18 protein-coding genes, 1 tRNA gene and 1 riboswitch are annotated in these 21,558 nt (G+C 42.7%); of the genes, 18 read left to right on the top strand and 1 reads right to left on the bottom strand.

The genetic code is table 11. The features are described from left to right. The first annotated feature begins 25 nt into the window (after positions 1 to 25). Positions 26 to 559 (top strand): ribosome hibernation-promoting factor, HPF/YfiA family, encoded by a 534-nt coding sequence (gene hpf, locus BM294_RS09150; protein ID WP_091207243.1) that lies wholly within the window; start codon positions 26 to 28, stop codon positions 557 to 559. A 55-nt stretch (positions 560 to 614) separates the two neighbouring features. Here the strand turns inward: hpf and BM294_RS09145 are convergent, their stop codons facing one another. Continuing rightward, complete coding sequence (locus BM294_RS09145) at positions 615 to 1,688, bottom strand: helix-turn-helix domain-containing protein (RefSeq protein ID WP_175494614.1); 1,074 nt, start codon at positions 1,686 to 1,688, stop codon at positions 615 to 617. Between the two features lie 168 nt (positions 1,689 to 1,856). On the opposite strand from BM294_RS09145, the gene BM294_RS09140 reads away from it, so the two are divergent. The 17 genes from BM294_RS09140 (at position 1,857) to BM294_RS09060 (ending at position 21,443) form a co-directional block, all read left to right on the top strand. Continuing rightward, a complete protein-coding gene (locus tag BM294_RS09140) occupies positions 1,857 to 2,192 on the top strand; it encodes a DUF6110 family protein (protein WP_091207237.1) in 336 nt (111 codons plus the stop codon). A gap of 36 nt (positions 2,193 to 2,228) precedes the next feature. After that, a complete protein-coding gene (locus BM294_RS09135) occupies positions 2,229 to 4,310 on the top strand; it encodes a heavy metal translocating P-type ATPase (protein ID WP_091207234.1) in 2,082 nt (693 codons plus the stop codon). A gap of 745 nt (positions 4,311 to 5,055) precedes the next feature. Next, a complete protein-coding gene (gene secA, locus BM294_RS09130) occupies positions 5,056 to 7,701 on the top strand; it encodes a preprotein translocase subunit SecA (RefSeq protein WP_091207231.1) in 2,646 nt (881 codons plus the stop codon). 165 nt (positions 7,702 to 7,866) lie between these two features. Beyond that, positions 7,867 to 9,006: a peptide chain release factor 2 gene (gene prfB, locus BM294_RS09125; protein ID WP_330389845.1), complete on the top strand. Its 1,140-nt coding sequence runs from the start codon at positions 7,867 to 7,869 to the stop codon at positions 9,004 to 9,006. A gap of 43 nt (positions 9,007 to 9,049) precedes the next feature. Further along, entirely contained in the window at positions 9,050 to 9,505 is a 456-nt protein-coding gene (locus BM294_RS09120; protein ID WP_091207228.1) for an ACT domain-containing protein, read from the top strand. Positions 9,506 to 9,538: 33 nt separating this feature from the next. After that, entirely contained in the window at positions 9,539 to 9,952 is a 414-nt protein-coding gene (gene tsaE, locus BM294_RS09115; protein WP_091207225.1) for a tRNA (adenosine(37)-N6)-threonylcarbamoyltransferase complex ATPase subunit type 1 TsaE, read from the top strand. Between the two features lie 22 nt (positions 9,953 to 9,974). Continuing rightward, positions 9,975 to 10,808 (top strand): tRNA (adenosine(37)-N6)-threonylcarbamoyltransferase complex dimerization subunit type 1 TsaB, encoded by an 834-nt coding sequence (tsaB, locus tag BM294_RS09110; RefSeq protein WP_091207222.1) that lies wholly within the window; start codon positions 9,975 to 9,977, stop codon positions 10,806 to 10,808. A gap of 6 nt (positions 10,809 to 10,814) precedes the next feature. Continuing rightward, positions 10,815 to 11,306 carry a ribosomal protein S18-alanine N-acetyltransferase gene (gene rimI / locus BM294_RS09105; protein ID WP_091207219.1) on the top strand — a complete coding sequence of 164 codons (492 nt, stop codon included), beginning with the start codon at positions 10,815 to 10,817 and terminating at the stop codon, positions 11,304 to 11,306. 111 nt (positions 11,307 to 11,417) lie between these two features. Continuing rightward, the gene (locus tag BM294_RS09100) at positions 11,418 to 12,335 is read left to right on the top strand and encodes a ribonuclease Z (RefSeq protein ID WP_091207217.1); all 918 of its coding nucleotides are present in this window, start codon (positions 11,418 to 11,420) and stop codon (positions 12,333 to 12,335) included. Next, positions 12,335 to 13,354 carry a tRNA (adenosine(37)-N6)-threonylcarbamoyltransferase complex transferase subunit TsaD gene (tsaD, locus tag BM294_RS09095; RefSeq protein ID WP_091207214.1) on the top strand — a complete coding sequence of 340 codons (1,020 nt, stop codon included), beginning with the start codon at positions 12,335 to 12,337 and terminating at the stop codon, positions 13,352 to 13,354. The genes BM294_RS09100 and tsaD overlap by 1 nt, the downstream gene beginning before the upstream one ends. A gap of 194 nt (positions 13,355 to 13,548) precedes the next feature. Further along, on the top strand, positions 13,549 to 14,385 hold the full coding sequence (locus tag BM294_RS09090) for an IspD/TarI family cytidylyltransferase (RefSeq protein ID WP_091207211.1): 837 nt from the start codon (positions 13,549 to 13,551) through the stop codon (positions 14,383 to 14,385). Positions 14,386 to 14,561: 176 nt separating this feature from the next. Then, positions 14,562 to 14,663, top strand: a riboswitch (purine riboswitch). A gap of 243 nt (positions 14,664 to 14,906) precedes the next feature. Next, complete coding sequence (locus tag BM294_RS09085) at positions 14,907 to 16,193, top strand: BMP family ABC transporter substrate-binding protein (RefSeq protein WP_091207209.1); 1,287 nt, start codon at positions 14,907 to 14,909, stop codon at positions 16,191 to 16,193. 348 nt (positions 16,194 to 16,541) lie between these two features. After that, positions 16,542 to 18,068, top strand: coding sequence for an ABC transporter ATP-binding protein (locus BM294_RS09080; RefSeq protein ID WP_242944494.1), 1,527 nt, complete (start codon positions 16,542 to 16,544; stop codon positions 18,066 to 18,068). A 3-nt stretch (positions 18,069 to 18,071) separates the two neighbouring features. Next, positions 18,072 to 19,172 (top strand): ABC transporter permease, encoded by a 1,101-nt coding sequence (locus BM294_RS09075; protein WP_091207206.1) that lies wholly within the window; start codon positions 18,072 to 18,074, stop codon positions 19,170 to 19,172. Then, complete coding sequence (locus BM294_RS09070; RefSeq protein WP_091207203.1) at positions 19,172 to 20,164, top strand: ABC transporter permease; 993 nt, start codon at positions 19,172 to 19,174, stop codon at positions 20,162 to 20,164. Before BM294_RS09075 ends, BM294_RS09070 begins: the two co-directional genes overlap by 1 nt. Positions 20,165 to 20,206: 42 nt before the next feature. After that, complete coding sequence (locus BM294_RS09065) at positions 20,207 to 20,797, top strand: xanthine phosphoribosyltransferase (RefSeq protein WP_091207201.1); 591 nt, start codon at positions 20,207 to 20,209, stop codon at positions 20,795 to 20,797. Between the two features lie 560 nt (positions 20,798 to 21,357). After that, positions 21,358 to 21,443: transfer RNA gene (locus tag BM294_RS09060), tRNA-Ser, on the top strand. Positions 21,444 to 21,558 lie beyond the last annotated feature (115 nt).

Below are 21,558 nucleotides of genomic sequence, written 5' to 3'. Positions count from 1 at the left end.
AATCCAAAAAAGGGAGCGTGATTCCATGAAGTTTAATATCACGGGTAGAAACATTAACGTATCGGATGGCATGAAGGATCAGATTGACAGAAAGCTCGGAAAACTGTCAAAGTTCTTTAAAGAGGAAACCATCTGCAATGTCACTCTCTCAACCGAGAAAAACATGTATAAGGTGGAAGTCACCATTCCGATCAGAGATGGTGTTATCCGCGCGGAGGAAACAACTTCAGACAAATTCCAGTCGCTGGATCTTGTTGTTGATATAATTGAACGCCAGATCCGTAAACACCGCACAAAACTCATGAACCGTAAGCTCGCAGCAGGTTCATTCTCAGATGCTTTCGGTGATGAACCGGATGATGATATCGCAGAAGAAGAAATCAACATCGTTCGTACAAAGCATTTTGACTTAAAGCCTATGACCCCTGAGGAGGCATGTCTCCAGATGGATCTTGTCGGTCATGCATTTTTCGTATTCCAGAACGGCGATACAGGAAATGTTGCCGTAGTTTATAAGAGAAAGGGAAACAGCTACGGACTCATCGAGCCGGAGTATTGATGATTGGATCCTGATTATAACAAAACTTTAGGACAGCCCTGTGGGCTGTCCTTTTTTAGTCCTTTATCGTCACTTTTCTGAAATTACGGTAATTAAGCGGTGTCTCCCCGTAATATTCCCTGAAAGCTTTGGAAAAATGTCCGGTACTGCTGTACCCGACAGCTGAAGCAATGGAAGCAACTGATACCGACCTGTCTTTCAGAAGTTCCGAAGCTTTTTCCATACGTTTTTTCTTCATATACTCCGAAACATTCATATCATAGACATTATAAAAGAATCTCTTCAAAGTTGTTGCACTGATACCGAGCTGTGCGGCCGCTGTAGAGATGGATACCGGCTTTGACAAATCCAGGGTAAGAATTTCTTCAGCCATACGAGCCACTTTAACCTGCTTTGGCAGGAGATGCGGATGTGTAGCTGTCTCTTTCAGAAGTACATCATGCATCAGCAGAAAAAACAACTCCACAGTCAGCACACGAAGCCTTGGCACTAAAACATCATTATTATCATTTCCATTTATCAGAAACTGGTCCGATTCATTCGGACTCGTAACTGACCCGCCAGTTAAGTTTGAAAGTTTGCTTTCGACCTTTTGCTCTATAGACTGATACATCGAATTCAATATATTTCTGACCTTCTCAGGAACAGCAGAGATCTGTGTATCACTGCCATTCATAAATCGATGTTCAAAATTCGAAAAGTCTATATCATAGGGTATAAATGTTTCTCCATTTTCCACTATTTCATCTATTGACAGAAATATTTCTATTCCCGTATAGGTCTTCGCAGGATAGCGAAACTTATTCCTGGCCTGCTCAGTAGAAATGGATATCTCATTGGACTTTATGTATATGAAATTATTGTTCTCCGTAATCATTTCACATCGTCCGCTTCGGCACCAGTTAAGCTTGATTATATGATTTTTAACGAGAGAGTGTTCCACCTGTTCCGGAACCTTGAGTTCCTGCGGGCGTATCTTTATCCATGACAGAACTATCCCGGGGAACAGTGGATACATGATTATCATTCCGCCTGAATCTATATCTGACCTGAAACATTTTTCCTCTTCCCGATAACTTCCATCCGGCAAACTACAAAGTTCTTTTTTTAGTTTTTCTACAATCTTCATAATAAGACCCATTTTAACGTAAAATAGACATTTTCGCAAATCTGGACATATGGGCAATTTTCCACAATGATTATATGATATATTTCTATTTTAAGTAAAAGTATTTAAGAGTTCTACCGGATTACCTTCCGTAGAATTCCCATAAGTGATGAATGGAGGATATAAACCATGATTAGTTGGAAAAAAGTTGCATGTTTTGCAGGCGGAGTTTTATTTGGTACAGCAGGTATCAGCATTCTCAAGAGCAATGACCTCAAGAAGGCTTATACTCACTGCACAGCTGCTGTTCTGAGATGCAAAGATACAGTTATGAAAACCGGAACTACAATCCGTGAGAACTGTGACGATATCTATGCTGATGCATTAGACATTAACGAGAAGCGCGCAAAGGAAGCAGAAGAGAAGGCTATCATCGACGCAAAGGCAAAGATTGAGGAAGCACAGGCTCACCTTGAAGAGCTTGAGGCTGCCAAAAAAGCAGATGAAGCAGATGCTGAAAACTGATCATTTCCGAACCATACCTGACTATGGAGAGCAAAAATGAATTGCAGAATTTTACATGAATCCTCCGGTCGTATGCGTGTCCACATCGACAGGTTCCGTATGACTGCCCAGCAGGCAGATATGGCAGAATATGCCATCCGAAACTTAAGCTGTGTGGATGATGTTCGTGTTTATGAGCGAACAGGCAACGCCATCATCAAGTATAAACGCGGCAATCGTCGCGCCGTTATACAGGCACTTTCCGAGCTGGATTATGAGGACGAAAAAATACGCGCTCTCGTTCCTGAACATACAGGGCGTGAGATGCGCAACAAATACGAGGAAAAACTGGTTTTCAGCATACTCAATAAGGGATTTCGAACCTTGTTTTTCCCAGCTGTACTGAACACCGCCATAACAGTGATAACAGCTGTTCCTTATTTTGCCAAAGGATTACGATCTCTTATTCATGGCAAAATCGAGGTTACAGTTCTTGATGCAGCTGCCATCGGCGCATCCCTCTTACGCGGTGATCCTGACACAGCGGGCAATGTCATCTTCCTGCAGGGTATCGGCGATATCCTTGAAGACTGGACCCGTGAGAAATCTGTGGATGACCTGGCGGAGATGATGAGCCTTCACGCAGACCGCGTCTGGATCAAATGTCCTGATGGCGAGGAAGTATTAGTCAATACCAATGAGGTCAACACAGAAGATATGGTCATCGTACGTACCTCCAATGTCATACCTCTTGATGGTGTGGTAATCTCCGGTGAAGCCAGTGTCAATCAGGCATCCATGACTGGGGAGTCAGCCCCTGTGTTCAAGACAGAAGGAGCTTCTGTCTTTGCCGGAACAGTACTTAATGAGGGCGAACTTGTTTACAAAGTCACCCAAAAGGCCGGCAAAGGAAAGTATGATCAGATAGTTAAAATGATCGAAGACTCCGAGAAGCTGAAGAGCAATACTGTCACGGCGGCATATCATCTTGCAGATCAGCTCGTTCCGGGAGCTTTCATCGGTATGGGCCTCACATATCTGCTGACTAGAAACATTACCCGTGCCATGTCATTCCTTATGGTTGATTTCTCATGCGCACTAAAGCTGTCCATGCCGCTGTCTGTGATGTCAGCCATGCGCGATGCAGGTAAGCACGACATCTCTGTTAAGGGTGGCAAATTCCTTGAGGCGGTTTCAGAAGCGGAAACTATAGTATTTGACAAAACCGGAACTCTGACTCATGCCACACCAAAGGTTGCAGACATCATCACCTTTGACGGATGGTCTGAGACAGAGGCTCTCAGGCTCGCCGCATGCATGGAGGAGCATTTCCCTCATTCCATTGCCAATGCAGTTGTGAAGGAAGCAGCTGATCGAAACATTAGCCACGACGAATTCCATACGAAGGTAGAGTACATTGTTGCCCACGGTATAGCGACCACCATAAACGGAAAACGTGCCGTTATCGGAAGTCATCATTTCATAATGGAAGACGAAAAAATCGAAGTCAACGATGTCGAACAGGAGAAATACAACTCCATTCCGGTGCAGTATTCTCCTTTGTATCTCGCAGTAGACGGAAAGCTTGCGGCCGTTCTTTGCATAGAAGATCCTATAAGAGAAGAAGCTGCGGATGTTATCAAACATCTTCATCATATGGGCATAAATAAGATATGCATGATGACAGGAGATAACTGCAAGACTGCTGAAGCTGTGGCAAAAAAGCTGAGTCTTGATGAATTCCATGCGGAAGTTCTGCCTGAAGATAAGGCGGCATTTGTACGTTCAGAGCATCAAAAGGGACGTAAGGTTATCATGGTAGGAGATGGCATCAATGATACACCTGCACTGTCAGAAGCCGACGTCGGACTTGCCGTTTCAAACGGAGCACCGATTGCTCAGGAAGTTGCGGATATTGTGATTTCCAACGGTTCACTTGAAGAGATAGTCCGTATGCGTCGGATTGCAGATTCTCTTACAAAAAGAATTAATGGCAATTACCGTAGCATCATGAGTTTTAACAGTATACTCATAGGACTCGGTGCCATGGGTATTCTGACTCCTTCATCGGCATCATTACTTCACAATCTGTCCACCATCGGCATAGGACTTCATAGTATGACTCCGCTGTCAGATTAAGTATAATAATCAGAAACCAAAGCATTTTCCCGATCATAATCGGGACTGCTTTACTATACGATGATGTACGCATATTGCACGCGAATATGTGCGTTGGCGCTAATCAGTGAGTTGCAATTACTTTTAACACTCACGTCATATGATCGGTGTTTGAATCAGAATAAGGAGCAGCTTATGAATTATTTCAAATGGCATAAATGGAGTGCGATCATTATGGTGATCGCGGGAATCGTCTGTCTTTGGACCGGACATAAAATGGTTTCAAAACACTAAAACAGGTTTAATGATTGAGAGGAGACTTATACAGATCTCCTCTTAATTTTTTTGGCTCAAAATATGAAATGACGTGAGTGTCAAAAGTATTTGCCACTCACTGATGATGCACAGCACGCACACATTCGTGTGCATAGAGCAGGAATCCTTGCAGATTCCTTTGAAGCGCTCAAAGCCGCGTGGCTCCTTCGATTAAAAATCGAAGGCAGTTGTGCTGCTGAACACTCAAACTTAGGTCCTTTTGCTATGCAAAACGACTACGTTATTCGTGTTCGGGCGGGTCATAAAGTCTCAAATCAACGTGCAGGCACGTGATTTGGTACTTTTGACCCTTACATCATGAAATAAATTTAAAGTTCCTGTGCCGACTTGAATAAAAAGGTGTTTAGTGATAATATTTCATAGTTATAGCTGAAAGTAGGACTAAATCTGTGCGTCAAACGTCTGCGCACTGTTATTAAGGAGTATATACATGAGTTTATTAGAGAAGGTTTTCGGTACCCACTCTGAGCGTGAGCTTAAGAGAATTGATCCGATTATCAAAAAAATCCTGTCATATGACGAGCAGATGACAGCCATGTCCGATGAGGAGCTTAAAGCACAGACACCTAAGTTTAAGGAGCGTCTTGCTAACGGCGAGACTCTGGATGACATCCTTCCTGAAGCATTTGCGACTGTTCGTGAAGCAGGTAAGCGTGTCAACGGCATGAAACATTTCCCTGTACAGCTTATCGGTGGAGTAGTACTTCATCAGGGCCGTATTGCAGAGATGAGAACCGGTGAAGGTAAGACTCTTGTTTCTACCGCACCTGCATACCTGAATGCACTTGAGGGCAAGGGCGTTCACATCGTTACAGTCAATGATTATCTTGCAAAGCGTGACTCTGAATGGATGGGTCGTATCCATGAGTTCCTTGGTCTTAAAGTTGGTGTTGTACTCAACAATATGTCAACAGAGGAGCGTCAGAAAGCATACAACTGCGATATCACATACGTAACCAACAACGAACTTGGTTTTGACTATCTTCGTGATAACATGGCGGTTTACAAGAACCAGCAGGTTCTTCGCGGGCTCCACTACTGTATCATCGATGAGGTTGACTCGGTTCTTATCGATGAAGCACGTACACCGCTTATCATTTCCGGTCAGTCAGGAAAGTCCACAAAGCTTTATGAGGTTTGTGATGTTCTTGCAAAGCAGCTTCAGCGCGGCGAGGAGTCAGCAGAGTTCAATAAGCTCGATGCCATCCTCGGCGAAGTGATTGAAGAGACCGGCGATTTTATCGTAAATGAAAAAGAGAAAACTGTTAACCTGACACAGGACGGTGTTCAGAAGGTTGAGCAGTTCTTCCATATCAAGAACCTTGCAGATCCTGAGAATCTTGAGATTCAGCACTGTGTCATCCTTGCACTCCGTGCAAACAACCTTATGCATCGTGACAAGGATTATGTAGTAAAGGATGATGAGATCCTCATCGTTGATGAGTTCACAGGACGTATCATGCCGGGCCGTCGCTACAGCGATGGTCTCCATCAGGCTATCGAGGCCAAGGAGCACGTTAAGGTTAAGCGTGAGTCAAAGACTCTTGCCACCATCACATTCCAGAACTTCTTCAACAAGTTCGACAAAAAGGCTGGTATGACCGGTACTGCACAGACAGAGGAGAAGGAGTTCCGTAACATCTACTACATGGATGTTATCTGTATTCCTACAAACCGTCCTGTTCAGCGTATCGACCTTGATGATGCCGTTTACAAGACAAAGAAAGAGAAATTCCAGGCCGTAGTAGACGAGGCAGTAAGAGTACACGAGACCGGTGCCCCTGTCCTTATAGGTACTATCAATATCGATACATCCGAGCTTCTCAGCGGCATGCTCAAGCGTCGCGGTATCAAGCACAATGTACTGAATGCCAAGTTCCATGAGATGGAAGCTGCCATCGTTGCGGACGCAGGTCAGCATGGTGCGGTTACTATCGCAACTAACATGGCAGGTCGTGGTACTGATATCAAGCTTGACCCTGAGTCACTTGCTGCAGGCGGTCTTCATATCATCGGTACAGAACGTCACGAGTCAAGACGTATCGACAACCAGCTTCGTGGACGTGCCGGCAGACAGGGTGACCCCGGTCAGTCTCAGTTCTTCATCTCTCTTGAAGATGATCTCATGAGACTCTTCGGTTCTGATCGTCTCATGAGCATGTTTGAAGCTTTGGGCGTACCTGAGGGTGAGCAGATTCATCACAAGATGCTTTCCAATGCCATTGAGAAGGCACAGCAGAAGATAGAGCTTAACAACTATGGTATCCGTGAGAACCTCTTAAAGTATGATGAAGTAAACAACGAGCAGAGAGATGTTATCTATGACGAGCGTGCAAAGGTTCTGAATGGTGACGACCTTCGTTCTCTCATCATTAACTTTATCCAGGACATCGTCGAGAGTTATGTTGATGCCAATGTCGGCGAAGATACAACCGCAAAGGATTGGGATCTCAGCGGACTCAATGATACTCTCATGAGCATCATCCCTATCCCTAAGATAAAGCTGACAGAAGAGCAGTACAACTCAATGACTAAGAACGAGTTCAAACAGCTCCTCAAGGAAGAAGCTATCAAGCTGTATGAGCAGAAGGAGTCTGATTTCGCAAATCCTGAGCAGATGCGTGAGATTGAACGAGTTATCCTTCTTCGTGTCATCGATCAGAAGTGGATGAACCACATCGACGATATGGACATGATGCGTGACGGTATCGGTCTTCAGGCTTATGGTCAGAAGGATCCTCTCGTTGAGTACAAGATTCAGGGCTTTGCCATGTTCGAGGAGATGACTACAGCTATCAAGGAAGAAACCATCCGCATCCTCTATCATATCAAGGTAGAGCAGAAGGTAGAACGTGAGCAGGTTGCACAGGTTACCGGCACAAACCGTGATGACAGTGCAGTTCAGGCACCTAAGAAGCGTGATATCCGCAAAGTATATCCTAACGATCCATGCCCATGCGGTTCAGGCAAGAAGTACAAGCAGTGTCATGGACGTAATGAGTATCTCAAGTCTATGAGCGATCAGGACATGATTGCTGTTTCTGACAAGCCTGAGAGCACAGCAGATAAAGATTAATATTTATCGTCAGGTGGAGTATTTAACGATTCGCCACCTGACCTGTGCCGCGAAATATTAATTTTCGCGGCATTTTTCATAAAGTTTTCCAAGATATACATGACATCTTTTCGGTTAAGCTTTATGATATCAACACCCATTAACCATTAGATAAAAGGAAAAACTATGATCGTAGAGTTAGAGCAATACAAATTTGAACTTAACGGCAAGGAGCAGTCTCTTAAGGACCTCGGTGCCTCTCTTGACCTTGAAAATAAGCAGAAAAGAATCGTTGAGCTTGACCGTATGATGGAAGAGCCGACTTTCTGGGCAGATCCCGAGTCAGCCAACAAATATTCCACAGAAGCACGTCGTCTCAAGGATGATGTTAAGGCATATGAAGATCTCACTCAGGCATACGAAGACATTGGTGCACTTATCGAGATGGCTGAAGAGGAAGAAGATATGGATAGCGTTAACGAAGTCAAGGAAATGCTTGACGAGTTCACAGAAAAGCTTGATTCCATGTCTACAAGACTACTTCTTTCAGGTGAGTACGACACCATGAACGCTATCCTTCGTCTCAATGCCGGAGCCGGCGGAACAGAATCCAACGACTGGGCAGGTATGCTTTACCGTATGTATACCCGCTGGGCAGAGCGTCATGGTTTCACTTATAAGATCCTTGACTATCTTGAGGGTGATGAAGCCGGTATCAAGTCAGCCACTATCGAAATTGACGGTCAGTATGCTTACGGATATCTTCGTTCAGAAGCAGGAATTCACAGACTTGTACGTATTTCCCCGTTCAATGCTCAGGGCAAGAGACAGACATCATTCGTATCCTGTGACATCATGCCTGATATCGAAACAGATATCGACATCGAAGTACGTCCTGAAGACATCAAGATGGAAGTATTCCGTTCATCAGGTGCCGGCGGACAGCACATCAATAAGACTTCATCCGCAGTACGTCTCATCCATATCCCTACAGGTATCGTTGTAGCATGTCAGGAAGAGCGTTCTCAGGTACAGAACCGTGCCAAGGCTATGCAGATGTTGAAGGCAAGACTTTACCTCAAGGAAAAGGCAGAGCAGGAAGAGATGATCGCCGGTATCCGTGGAGAAGTAAAGGATAACGGATGGGGCTCTCAGATTCGTTCATACGTATTGCAGCCATACCGCATGGTAAAGGATCTCCGCTCAGGAGAGCAGTCTTCCAACACAGATGCAGTACTTGACGGAGATATCGACCGTTTCATCACTGCTTACCTTAAGTGGATGCAGCTTGGATGCCCTGACAGAAGAATTCAGGGAGATGACTGACAGGATGATGGCCTGACATCATGATATTTATGGAGGCTTTCTGATGAATAACGAATCAGATTATTTTGTTGTTCGAACAAAGGCATTACCAACAGTTTTGAAGAAGGTTGCTGAGGTAAAGAGTATACTTGAGTCCGAAAAAGGTATTTCGATTGCCGAGGCAACTGAAAAAGCAGGTATTTCCCGCAGTTCCTTCTACAAGTACAAGGATGACATATTTCCTTTTTACGACAGTTCCAAAGGTAAGACCGTTACTCTTGTTATTGAGATGCGTGATGAGCTTGGGTATCTTTCAAAGATATGCTCCAAGATATCGGAGTACAGAGCAAATATACTCACCATACACCAATCAATCCCTATCAATTCTATAGTCACTCTTACAGTTTCTATAGAAGTAAGGGAAGATACCTCTGACATAAATACCATGATTCATGAGATAGAATCATGGTCTAATATTCAATATGTGAAGATATTATCACAGGAAAACACACCTGGATGATCGTTCATTTACACTTGGGAAGGGACATAACTGATGTTTTTTGAAAGCAATTCTGCGGATGAGACATTCGCATTCGGAAAAAAACTTGGAGAAGCCGCAAAGCCCGGAGATATCATCTGCCTTGATGGTGATCTTGGAGTTGGTAAAACTGTTTTTACACAGGGATTTGCTGCCGGACTTGACATAAACGATTATGTTAATTCTCCAACCTTCACCATAGTCAAGGAGTATGAAGGTCGTCTTCCTCTTTATCATTTTGATGTATACCGTATCGGTGATCCATCCGAGATGGAAGAGATAGGATATGAGGAGTATTTCTATGGCAAAGGCGTCACTATCATAGAATGGCCTGAGCTTATAGAAGAACTGATCCCTGAAGAAGCTCATTGGATCCGCATCAAAAAGGATCTCGAAAAGGGCTTTGACTACAGAAAAATTGAGTATTGAACTAACGAAATGGATTATTATTATGCTTATTTTAGGTATTGATTCATCAGGACACACCGCTTCCTGCGCTCTTTTGGAGGATGGCGTTGTCCTTGCAGAATATTCGACAAATATAGGCCTCACACATTCTCAGACACTATTACCTATGGTGGCTGAGATTTTTTCACGTACCGGGAGAGAGGTCAGAGATCTCGATGCTATAGCTGTCAGTGCAGGTCCCGGCTCATTCACCGGCCTCCGTATCGGTGCATCAACCGCAAAGGGTCTGGCACTGGGATATAAAATCCCTCTTATAGAAGTCAGCACTCTTCAGGCTCTTGCGCGTAATGTCTCCGTTCAGATTCCGGGTGATGTTTTATACATTCATCCCATCATGGATGCACGACGCAATCAGGTATATACAGCAGCCTTTGCCAATGAAGAACTTGTTGGTGAGGAAGAGGCTATCAGCATAGATCATCTGGTTCAGCACATCAATGCTCTCGGCGGAAGACATATGTTCCTGGGTGATGCTGTACCTGTATATCGTGACTATCTGATCGGGAACCTTACTGTTCCATATTGTTTTGCTGGTCCCCAGAATACGCTTCAGCGTGCTTCATCAGTTGCTATCATCGGTGCAGAAAAGTATCAGCGCGGACAATCAGTATCCGGACCTGATTTCAAACTCAGCTATATTCGCAAGCCTCAGGCAGAGCGTGAAAAAGAAGAGGCCGGACTTCGCGAGTATGACATCACTCACGATGACCCTGAAAAACTTAAAAAGGCAAAGGCTGCAGATGTCCTTGAAGCCCGTAACTATAAGATAGGAACAGATGCCGGATACGAAGACGAGTCTTTACCGGAAAATCTTTGATCAATTATGAATTACAATAATGAAATAGAAATGATGGTTCCATACGATATACCTGACGTATTGGAAGCTGAACGCAAAGCCTTCGGGAGCATGGCATGGAGGTCCAATGACTTTGAATCTGCCATCGTATCATCCTATGACTTTCCGTTCATTATACACAGACATCCTGTCGGAAATGCTGATGATGAAGAGCAGTATGCCGGTAATCTTGCCGGCTACAGCATTCTTCGTCTTTTAGGTCCGGAAGCAGAAGTGGAAAATATCTGTGTTTCCGGTGACATGAGAAGATGCGGTATAGGGGAAAAGCTTATGCATCATATGATCAATACCGCCATAGAACACGATGCCGCTACGATATTTCTTGAAGTTCGTTCCTGCAATGAGGCCGCCAGAAAGCTATACAGCAAAATGGGCTTTACAGAATCTTACATTCGTAAAGCTTACTACAGAGATCCGGTGGATGATGCCATTATCATGTCTCTTAAATTAACACCCTGACACAGATGATACTGTTTTAATCAGCGTTTCCAGAGACGGTTTTGCTGTTTCATAATCTACAAAACAACATCGTTTTTATAACCAGAAACCTTTTATAGAAAGGTAGAATATATGCTTGATTTATGTTTACTGGGAACCGGCGGAATGATGCCGCTTCCAAATAGATGGCTTACCAGCCTCATGCTCCGCTGCAGCGGAAGCAATATGCTTATCGATTGTGGTGAAGGTACTCAGATCGCCATGAAGGAAAAATCCTGGTCTCCCAAGCCTATCGATGTGATCTGTTTCACGCACTATCATGCAGATCATATTTCGGGATTACCCGGAATGCTGCTTTCCATCGCCAATGCAGACCGCACAAATCCTATACACATTATAGGACCTAAAGGACTCCGCCGTGTTGCAGACAGCCTTCGTGTTGTTGCTCCCGAGCTTCCTTTCGAAATCATTTATCACGAGCTTGAAGAATCTGTGCAGCAGCTTGAGTTCGGTCCTTTTGTCATTGATGCGTTCAAAGTCAACCACAAGGTAACCTGTTACGGTTATCGTGTGAGTATCCGTCGTCTCGGCAAATTCGATGCAGCAAAGGCCCAGGCTCAGAACATCCCTCTGAGATTCTGGAACCGCCTTCAGCACGGGGAGACCATTACGGCGGATGACGGAATTATTTACACCCCTGATATGGTTATGGGTGAAGCACGACGCGGTCTTAGCGTAACCTACTGTACAGACACCCGTCCTACTCAGACCATCACTGAGATGGCGAGAGATGTAGATCTGTTTATCTGTGAAGGCATGTACGGAGAGCGCGAAAAGCTTGAAAATGCCAAAAAAAATAAACACATGATGATGTATGAGGCTGCAACGATTGGAGCCGAAGCAAAACCAAAAGAGATGTGGTTCACACATTATTCACCAAGTGAGATGCGTCCTGATATCTATAAGGATGATATATGGCAGATTTATCCTGTTAAATTTGCCCGCGATGGCTGGACTAAAGATCTTACCTTTGATGAAGAGGAGAAATAATGTCTGATATAAATATTTTAGGAATTGAATCAAGCTGTGATGAGACGGCCGCAGCGGTTATACGTAACGGTCGTGAAGTACGTTCCAATATCATTTCATCTCAGATCGCCATCCATACCGAGTATGGCGGAGTGGTTCCTGAGATTGCTTCACGTAAGCATATTGAAAAAATTGATGATGTCATATCCATGGCTTTAAAAGAAGCTGAATGTACATTCGATGATATTGACGCAATCGCCGTGACCTATGGTCCAGGACTTGTCGGCGCTCTTCTTGTAGGCGTAGCAGAGGCAAAGGCCTTAAGCTTTGCTTTAGATAAACCTTTGGTAGGAGTTCATCATATCGAGGGACATATCAGTGCAAACTACATTGAGAATAAGGATCTTGAACCGCCATTTGCGTGTCTCATAGTTTCCGGGGGTCACACACACCTTGTGGTTGTGGAAGATTATGGCAAGTATGAGATCGTCGGACGTTCCCGTGATGATGCAGCAGGAGAGGCATTTGACAAGGTTGCCCGGGCTGTGGGGCTTGGATATCCCGGAGGCCCCAAGGTGGACAAAGCCGCCAGAAACGGTGATTCTCATGCTATCGAGTTTCCTCGCGGTGTAGTTGCGGGAAATCCCTACGACTTCTCATTTTCCGGCATCAAGTCTGCCGTACTTAACTACATCAACAAGGCAAAGATGAAGGAAGAGGAGATCAATATTCCTGATCTATGCGCTTCATTTCAGGAAGCTGTTACCGATTCTCTGGTATCCAGAGCTATCAATCTGTGCAAAGAGAGAGGATTCAAAAAACTTGCCATCGCAGGTGGTGTAGCTTCAAACTCTCATATCCGCGCCAGACTTGAAGCAGAATGTGCAGAAAATGACATCAGATTCTATCGTCCAAGTCCGGTACTCTGCACGGATAATGCTGCCATGATCGGCTGCGCAGGATATTATGAATATCTGAAAGGCAGACGTGATGGTTTAAATCTCAATGCATGCCCGAACCTTAAGCTGGGCGAAAGATAGATTTCAGGGACTTTGCTTTCCGCAGAGTCCTGTTTTTTTATAAAAGTGCAGTTGATATATCCGGTTAGATCTGAAGCTGTGTTCAGGGAATTAATTTACTGAAACATACATTTACAGCTGAGAGCAATTAACTCTGACATCTCCACTTGTTTTTGATGTATAATCTACTCTATAAGACAAAACGGGAGGTAATTATGTACGAAGGAAGAAAGGTTTATGCCATAATTCTGGCTGCAGGAAGCGGAAGACGTATGCACAGCAAAGAAAAGAAGCAGTTTATGAAGATTCTTGATAAGCCGCTTTTTTGCTGGAGTGCGGAGAAGTTCGATTCCCACCCTTCTATAGACGGAATCATCATAACAACAGCAGATGAGGATATTCCGTACATGAAGACATTAACCTGCTTTAATGATATCACCGGAGATAAGGATACTCATGAAAAAACTTATCCTCTTCAGAAGATAAAGGCTATCGTCAAAGGCGGAAAAGAACGTTACAATTCAGTATTCAACGGTCTTGATGCCATTAGGGAGATTGAACATATTGCTACTACTGACAATGTAACATCTGAAAGGACCTCGGATAAAGGCAGTTTTTCAGCTATGCAAACCTTTTCAGAACCTATAGTTCTTATACACGACTGCGCCCGTCCTATGGTCAATTCCGCTATAATAGACGATGCAATTCGTTATGCATTCAAATACCATGCCGCAGTTATAGGTATGCCTGTCAAGGACACCATCAAGATCATTGACGATGAGCATTTCGTCAAGTCAACTCCGGAGAGAAGTTCGGTATGGCTAATGGAAACTCCTCAAAGCTTTGATTTTTCACTGATATACGGTGCATATTCCAAACTTATCGCTCAGGAGAAAGAAGGTCGTCTCATGATACCCGTAACAGATGACGCAATGGTTGTGGAATCTTTCTCCGGCGCCAGAGTCAGAGTCGTTGCCGGTACATATGAAAATATTAAAGTAACAACACCTGAAGATGTAAAAATTGCAGAATTATATCTTAGGAATAACTGATCACTTTAATTTTCATCATTTTTTATAATTTTTAAATGTCTAAATATCAATACATGCGTAGATTTAAACTAAAAATCTCAGATAATTGATATTTTTTAAAAAGATGTCAGGTTTTAAAAGGCCATGACATCTTTTTTATTCTTAAAAATCCACTTGAATTAATATTTCTACTTTGATACCATAAATTGGATTTTATCGATATAGGTCAAATAATATGGATTTGATGTTTCTACCCGGTTGCCGTAAATTACCGGACTATCGAATTTTCGATTCAGTTTTAGCTGATATTTTTTCAGTATATAAAATTAAGGATTGAGAAGGCGTAGAAGCATTGATTCTACGCCTTTTTTTATTATCCTCACAGGATTACTCAAAAGAAGATGTCTGCATTTCAGACATCCGGACTGCGTTTAGGCAGCGAAGAGACATTCCTCTGCCTGATTTAAAAAATCTGTGGAATCAACGCAATTACATCATGTTAAATGGTCTGTGTTTCGAGTTTTTACAAAGGAGAAGTACCCATGAAAAGATTCAAAAAAATTATGTCATCTGTCCTGCTCGCATCCATTATGATGTCATCAGTTGCATGTTCAAGCCAAAGTGAGAACAAAACTTCTGCTAATGCAACAAATGCAGCAGAAACGAACACTTCTGATGAGAAGGCTGCAGAGGCCAACAGCTCTGACCAGAAAGCGGTTTCAGACATTAAAGTCGGCTTTATATTCTTACACGATGAAAACTCAACATACGACCTCAACTTTATTGACGCTGCTACAAAAGCCTGTGATGAAGCAGGTGTAACCTATATGTTCAAGACCAATATTCCAGAAGGACAGGAGTGTTATGAGGCAGCCTGCGAACTTGCAGACGCCGGATGCAGTATCATTTTTGCCGATTCATTTGGTCATGAAGATTATATGATAGAGGCTGCCAAGGAATATCCTGAAGTTCAGTTCTGCCACGCTACAGGAACAAAGGCACATACTGAGGGACTTTCAAACTATCACAATGCATTTGCCACAATCTATGAAGGCCGTTATCTTGCAGGTATTGCCGCAGGTATGAAGCTCAATGAGATGATCGAGAGCGGTGACATCACTGCGGATCAGGCTAAGATGGGTTACGTTGGTGCTTATACATATGCCGAGGTTATTTCCGGATATACATCATTCTTCCTTGGTGCCCGTTCAATCTGTCCATCAGCAACCATGGAAGTTACATTCACAGGTTCATGGTATGATGAAACTGCGGAAAAGGAAGGCGCAAACAAGCTTATCGAAGATGGCTGCGTTCTTATCTCACAGCATGCTGATTCCATGGGTGCTCCTACTGCTTGTGAAAAGGCCGGTGTTCCTGATGTTTCATATAACGGAAGCACTGCTTCTGCTTGTCCTGACACATTTATCGTTTCATCAAAGATCGATTGGGCTCCTTACTTTGCATACATCATTGATTCAGTTGAAAATGGAACAGAGATCGCTACTGACTGGACAGGAACTCTTGAAACAGGTTCTGTAGTTCTTACAGATCTTGGAACAGCCGCAGCTGAAGGAACAGCAGATGCCATCGCAAAGACTGAGGAAGAAATGAAGTCAGGTTCTCTCCATGTATTTGATGTGAGTACATTCACTGTAGACGGTGAGACTCTTTCATCTTACATGGCTGACGTAGATACAGATGCTGACTATACACCTGATACAGAAGTTATCAAGGATGGTTACTTCTCAGAGTCCGGAGAGGGATTCCGTTCAGCTCCATACTTTGATTTAAAGATCGACGGTATTTCACTTCTTGATACAGCATATTAATTAACATGTCAAAAGTGTTTGCCACTCACCGATTAGTGCCAACGCACACATTCTTGTGCAATGAGCAGGAATCCTTACAGATTCCTTTGAAGCGCTCAAAAGCACGTGGCTGAACGCTCAAAATATTAAACAACATTGGAATAACTACTAAGAAACACTATACATGGGAAAATCTCCAGCAAAGGTTTATATTCTGCCGACTGCAAGGTTTTCCCATTTTTATTTAAAGAACCTTTCAGGTGGATATCAGTGTATAACGTTCGCTTATTATCCGGACTCAATCCTGACTCAGAAGCCCTGAAACACCATTTTAATCCACCTCATTTTCTTACAGAAAGGCATAAAATTGTGAATAACAACGAAATAGCAGTATCACTTCGTAATATAACAAAGACTTTTGTCGGAAAAGTAACAGCCAATAATAATGTTAATCTCGATATAAGAAAAGGAGAGATATTATCTCTTCTTGGAGAAAACGGAAGTGGAAAGACTACCCTCATGAACATGCTTTCAGGTATATATCACCCGGATGCAGGCCAGATCATGATTAACGGTAAAGAAGTGTCAATCAATTCTCCGAGGGATGCATTTGACCTTGGTATAGGAATGGTCCATCAGCATTTCAAGCTCATAGACATTTTCAATGCAACAGAGAATATCATATTGGGACTTGAAGGAAAGCTTGATCTTTCTGCATCAGAAAAAAAGATTAAAGCAATCTGCGACAAATATGGCTTTGAAATCAACACCAGCAAAAAGATCTATGATATGTCCGTATCCGAAAAACAGACAGTGGAGATCGTCAAAGTTTTGTACCGAGGTGCTGAAATTCTTATACTGGATGAGCCCACAGCCGTACTTACGCCTCAGGAAACAGAACATCTTTTCAAGGTCATGCGAAACATGAAAAATGATGGCAAATCAATTGTCATCATTACTCATAAGCTCAACGAAATTCAAAGCATTTCCGACAGAGTTGCGGTTCTCCGCCACGGAGAGTTCATCGGTGATATGAAAACCTCAGATTCCACCATCAAGGAAATGACAGACATGATGGTAGGTCATGCAGTTTCACTTAATATCGAAAGACCGGACCCTGTTGATCCAAAACCACGCATTCGTGTAGAAAACCTCACCGTTCTGGATGAAGAGGGGGTTGTCAAACTGGATAATGTCTCATTCACTGCCAATACAGGAGAAATCCTGGGTATCGCAGGAATTTCCGGATGCGGACAGAAGGAACTTCTACGTGCCATTGCCGGTCTTGAAATAGTGAAAGACGGAAAGGTCACCTATATTCACAAAGACGGCCGAACAGAAGAGTTGATCGGAATGACTCCGAGGGAAATTTCCGAGCTCGGTGTAAAACTATCTTTCGTTCCCGAAGACAGATTGGGCATGGGGCTTGTTGGAAATATGAATATCGCCGACAATATGATGCTCAGATCCTACAGAAACGGCAGTTCAAGATTTTTTACGGATAAAAAGTCCCCGAGAGCTTTGGCAGAAAAGGTTGTAGATAAGCTTCAGGTGGCAACTCCAAGTGTTGATACTCCGGTTAGACAGCTTTCCGGCGGTAATGTTCAGAAAGTTCTGGTTGGACGTGAGATTGCATCCAAACCAAGAGTTCTTTTGACAGCCTATGCCGTAAGAGGACTGGACATTAATTCTTCCTATCAGATTTATGATCTCATCAATCAGCAGAAAGCACATGGCGCAGCTGTAATATTCGTAGGTGAAGACCTGGATGTACTTGTAGAGCTTTGTGACAGAATTCTTGTGCTTTGCGAAGGCAGAGTGACAGGAATTGTAGATGGAAGAACTACCGATAAATATACTTTAGGTTCCATGATGACACAGAAAGGAGAGGCTTAAGTAATGTCAGTAAAAAGTAAAGAGCCTCATTTTTATATTTCAAAGAGAGCAGCGGTTGATAGAAAAAAAGCCTGGATAATAAGGATTATCGCTATTGTGATGTCACTTATTGTATGCGGAATCGTAACCATGATCTGTACAGGTGATAATCCCATATCTATATTCGCAACAATTTTCAAAGGTGCTTTCGGAACTCAAAGAAAAACCTGGATAACTCTCCAGTATGTTGCCGTATTGCTTATCATATCCCTGGCTCTTACTCCGGCTTTCAAAATGCAATTCTGGAATGTCGGCGGCGAAGGACAGGTACTGATGGGAGGTCTTGCAGCTGCCGCATGTATGATTACTTTGGAAAACAAGCTTCCAAACGGGGTAGTGATCCTTCTGATGATAGTAACATCTTTACTTGCAGGTGCAGTATGGGGTGTCATCCCTGCGATTTTCAAAGCGCTTTGGAATACAAATGAAACCCTTTCAACACTCATGATGAATTACATCGCAACTCAGCTTGTTGCCTTCTTTACAATAGTCTGGGAGGTACCGAAGGGATCAGGAAAAATCGGAATTATCAACCAGAATTCAAATATCGGGTGGCTTCCGAACATAGGCAATAAATATCTTCTCAGTATAATCGTAGCAATGATCGTAACAGCCGGTATGTACATCTACCTTAAGTACACAAAGCACGGCTATGAAATCTCTGTAGTAGGCGAAAGTCTTAATACCGCAAGATACGTTGGTATCATGGTTGAAAAAGTGGTTGTCAGAACAATGCTTATATCCGGAGCTCTCTGCGGACTTGCCGGACTGCTTCTTGTAGGCGGTATCAATCACACCATTACCACAACCATAACCAATGGACAGGGATTTACAGCAGTCATGGTATCATGGCTCGCCAAATTTCATCCTATCGGAATGATTTTTACAAGCCTCCTCATCATCTTTATGGACAGAGGCGCCAGTGAGATCTCTACAGCTTTTGAATTAAACCAGAGTTTTGCGGATATTCTGACAGGAATAATCCTTTTCTTTATCATCGGCTGCGAATTTTTTATAAGATATGACGTCAGGTTTCGTACAAATACCGGAAAGGAGGATGCATAATGTTTAGTCTGGTTGCTTTTATTCCAAGAGCCGTACAGCAGGGCATCCCGCTTTTGTTCGGAAGTACCGGTGAAACTATAACTGAAAAATCAGGAAATCTGAACCTCGGAATCCCGGGTGTCATGTATGTTGGAGCCATAAGTGGTGTTATAGGATCATTTTTTTATGAGCAGTCTGTATCTTCAGGTAATCTGAATGGGGTGCTTGCTGTTATGATACCTCTGATCTGTTCTCTTACAGGATCATTTTTAATGGGACTATTGTACTGCTTTCTGACTGTAAGCCTTCGTGCAAACCAAAATGTAACGGGTCTCGCCATGACTACCTTTGGAATAGGTTTCGGAAATTTCTTTGGTGGTTCCCTTATCAAACTTGCAGGTGCTGATGTACCGTCGATTTCATTATCACAAACCTCAGCATACTTCAGCAAAACATTACCTTTGGCTTATAAAACAGGTTGGTTTGGTAAGATTTTTCTTTCATATGGATTTCTTGCCTATGCAGCTGTAATAATTTCACTGATTGCTGCATTTATCCTCAAGAAAACAAGAACCGGTCTCCAGCTTCGTGCAGTGGGAGAGGATCCCGCAACAGCCGATGCCGCTGGAATTAATGTTACTAAATATAAGTATATATCAACCTGTCTGGGTTGTATGATAGCGGGTCTCGGCGGACTGTATTATGTCATGGACTATGCCTGCGGAGTATGGTCAAACGATGCATTCGGTGACAGAGGTTGGCTTGCCATCGCTCTCGTGATTTTCACCATCTGGAAAACCGATGTAGGCATATTCTCATCAATTCTGTTTGGAGGATTATATATACTTTACCTGTATCTTCCTTCAGGAACCCATACAGAATATAAGGAACTTTATAAGATGATTCCCTATATAGTCACACTGGTTGTTCTAGTCATCACAAGTATGCATAATAAACGTGAAAATCAGCCTCCAAGAAGTCTTGGAACCAATTATTTCAGAGAAGAGCGATGAATTACTCCCAATACACCATATTATCAACAGGCAGGTATAAATATGAATTTTCTTGAAGAAAGAATAATAAAAGACGGAATAGTAAAAGAAGGAAACATTCTCAAAGTAGATAGTTTTCTTAATCATCAGCTTGATGTATCCCTATTCGAACAAATGGGAATTGAGTGGGCTAAGAGATTTCAGGATGTAGAGGTAAACAAGATTCTTACCATAGAAGCCTCAGGAATAGGTATAGCATGCGTTGTAGCCAGACAGTTTGATGTACCTGTAGTATTTGCCAAAAAATCCCACAGTGTGAACCTCGATGGCGATATGTATACAGCAGAGGTTGAATCATTTACCCATAAAAACAAGAATCAGGTGATAGTATCAAAGAAATTCCTGAACAATGATGACAAGGTACTTATCATTGATGATTTCCTGGCAAACGGATGTGCATTGCAAGGACTTATCTCCATCATAAACCAGGCCGGAGCTTCAGTTGCAGGAATAGGTATAGCTATCGAAAAAGGGTTCCAGAACGGTGGACAGATAATACGAAATATGGGCTATAAACTGGAGTCACTTGCTATTGTAGACTCGATGGATGCTTCTACCGGAACAATCGAGTTCAGAGAACAAAAACTTTATTGATCAAAAAATAATACAATCTTATCATTATACCCGATTACACAAAGTTTACTTTATATCTTACGTGTAATCGGGTTTTCAAGTATACGCATGCCTGTAATAAATTATTTACCCCAAAACTAAATTTACACAAAAACTAAAACCACTATTAATGTTTTTAGTAATTCATAAATACAAAGAGATAGAGTAAATAATAGTGAAGACCAGTTAGTTTTTATAACAGTATAGATATGAATTCACGTGTCAAATATTCCAGTAGCTAAAAGGCATTAATATATGAATAGTAAAAGTAAAAACATTTCAATTTGCTATTAATCACATAAAGTATTAATACTTTCATGAATCAGATATACTATACGATGCCCAGTAGCATTGAAACACTGTTGATTCTTATTTCAGGCTAAATGGAAGATATTATAGTATTTGTGAAGTAGAATGTAGAATATGAATGTGAAATTTTTCAAAAAAAGCTTGACGGAAAATGAGGGATAGTATATATTAAGCAAGTCGCCAAAAGCGAGGGACAACTTAGAAGCATTTATTTTAAGTCAAAATTTAATTATGCAGAGGTATCGAAGTGGTCATAACGAGGCGGTCTTGAAAACCGTTTGTCCGCAAGGGCACGTGGGTTCGAACCCCACCCTCTGCGTTTGAGATTTTTATCTCAACAGAACCTTGAAAATCAAAGATCGATTAATACACAGACCCTGAAGATTCTTTGAAAAAGAAAATTCAGAGCGGAAGAGTTCGAAAGAACTCGGAAG

The organism is Oribacterium sp. WCC10, assembly GCF_900113415.1.
In the GTDB taxonomy this organism is placed as follows: domain Bacteria; phylum Bacillota; class Clostridia; order Lachnospirales; family Lachnospiraceae; genus Oribacterium.
This window is presented reverse-complemented; position numbering and strand designations above follow the sequence as displayed.

Excerpts from the sequence above, each read along its gene's own strand:
- BM294_RS09075 (WP_091207206.1), top strand. The coding sequence starts at position 18,072 with ATGTCAGTAAAAAGTAAAGAGCCTCATTTTTATATTTCAAAGAGAGCA.
- rimI (WP_091207219.1), top strand. The coding sequence starts at position 10,815 with ATGAATTACAATAATGAAATAGAAATGATGGTTCCATACGATATACCT.
- BM294_RS09065 (WP_091207201.1), top strand. The coding sequence starts at position 20,207 with ATGAATTTTCTTGAAGAAAGAATAATAAAAGACGGAATAGTAAAAGAA.
- tsaD (WP_091207214.1), top strand. The coding sequence starts at position 12,335 with ATGTCTGATATAAATATTTTAGGAATTGAATCAAGCTGTGATGAGACG.
- BM294_RS09070 (WP_091207203.1), top strand. The coding sequence starts at position 19,172 with ATGTTTAGTCTGGTTGCTTTTATTCCAAGAGCCGTACAGCAGGGCATC.
- BM294_RS09085 (WP_091207209.1), top strand. The coding sequence starts at position 14,907 with ATGAAAAGATTCAAAAAAATTATGTCATCTGTCCTGCTCGCATCCATT.
- tsaB (WP_091207222.1), top strand. The coding sequence starts at position 9,975 with ATGCTTATTTTAGGTATTGATTCATCAGGACACACCGCTTCCTGCGCT.
- BM294_RS09135 (WP_091207234.1), top strand. The coding sequence starts at position 2,229 with ATGAATTGCAGAATTTTACATGAATCCTCCGGTCGTATGCGTGTCCAC.
- prfB (WP_330389845.1), top strand. The coding sequence starts at position 7,867 with ATGATCGTAGAGTTAGAGCAATACAAATTTGAACTTAACGGCAAGGAG.
- BM294_RS09120 (WP_091207228.1), top strand. The coding sequence starts at position 9,050 with ATGAATAACGAATCAGATTATTTTGTTGTTCGAACAAAGGCATTACCA.
- BM294_RS09100 (WP_091207217.1), top strand. The coding sequence starts at position 11,418 with ATGCTTGATTTATGTTTACTGGGAACCGGCGGAATGATGCCGCTTCCA.
- BM294_RS09090 (WP_091207211.1), top strand. The coding sequence starts at position 13,549 with ATGTACGAAGGAAGAAAGGTTTATGCCATAATTCTGGCTGCAGGAAGC.
- secA (WP_091207231.1), top strand. The coding sequence starts at position 5,056 with ATGAGTTTATTAGAGAAGGTTTTCGGTACCCACTCTGAGCGTGAGCTT.
- hpf (WP_091207243.1), top strand. The coding sequence starts at position 26 with ATGAAGTTTAATATCACGGGTAGAAACATTAACGTATCGGATGGCATG.
- BM294_RS09140 (WP_091207237.1), top strand. The coding sequence starts at position 1,857 with ATGATTAGTTGGAAAAAAGTTGCATGTTTTGCAGGCGGAGTTTTATTT.
- BM294_RS09145 (WP_175494614.1), bottom strand. The coding sequence starts at position 1,688 with ATGAAGATTGTAGAAAAACTAAAAAAAGAACTTTGTAGTTTGCCGGAT.
- tsaE (WP_091207225.1), top strand. The coding sequence starts at position 9,539 with ATGTTTTTTGAAAGCAATTCTGCGGATGAGACATTCGCATTCGGAAAA.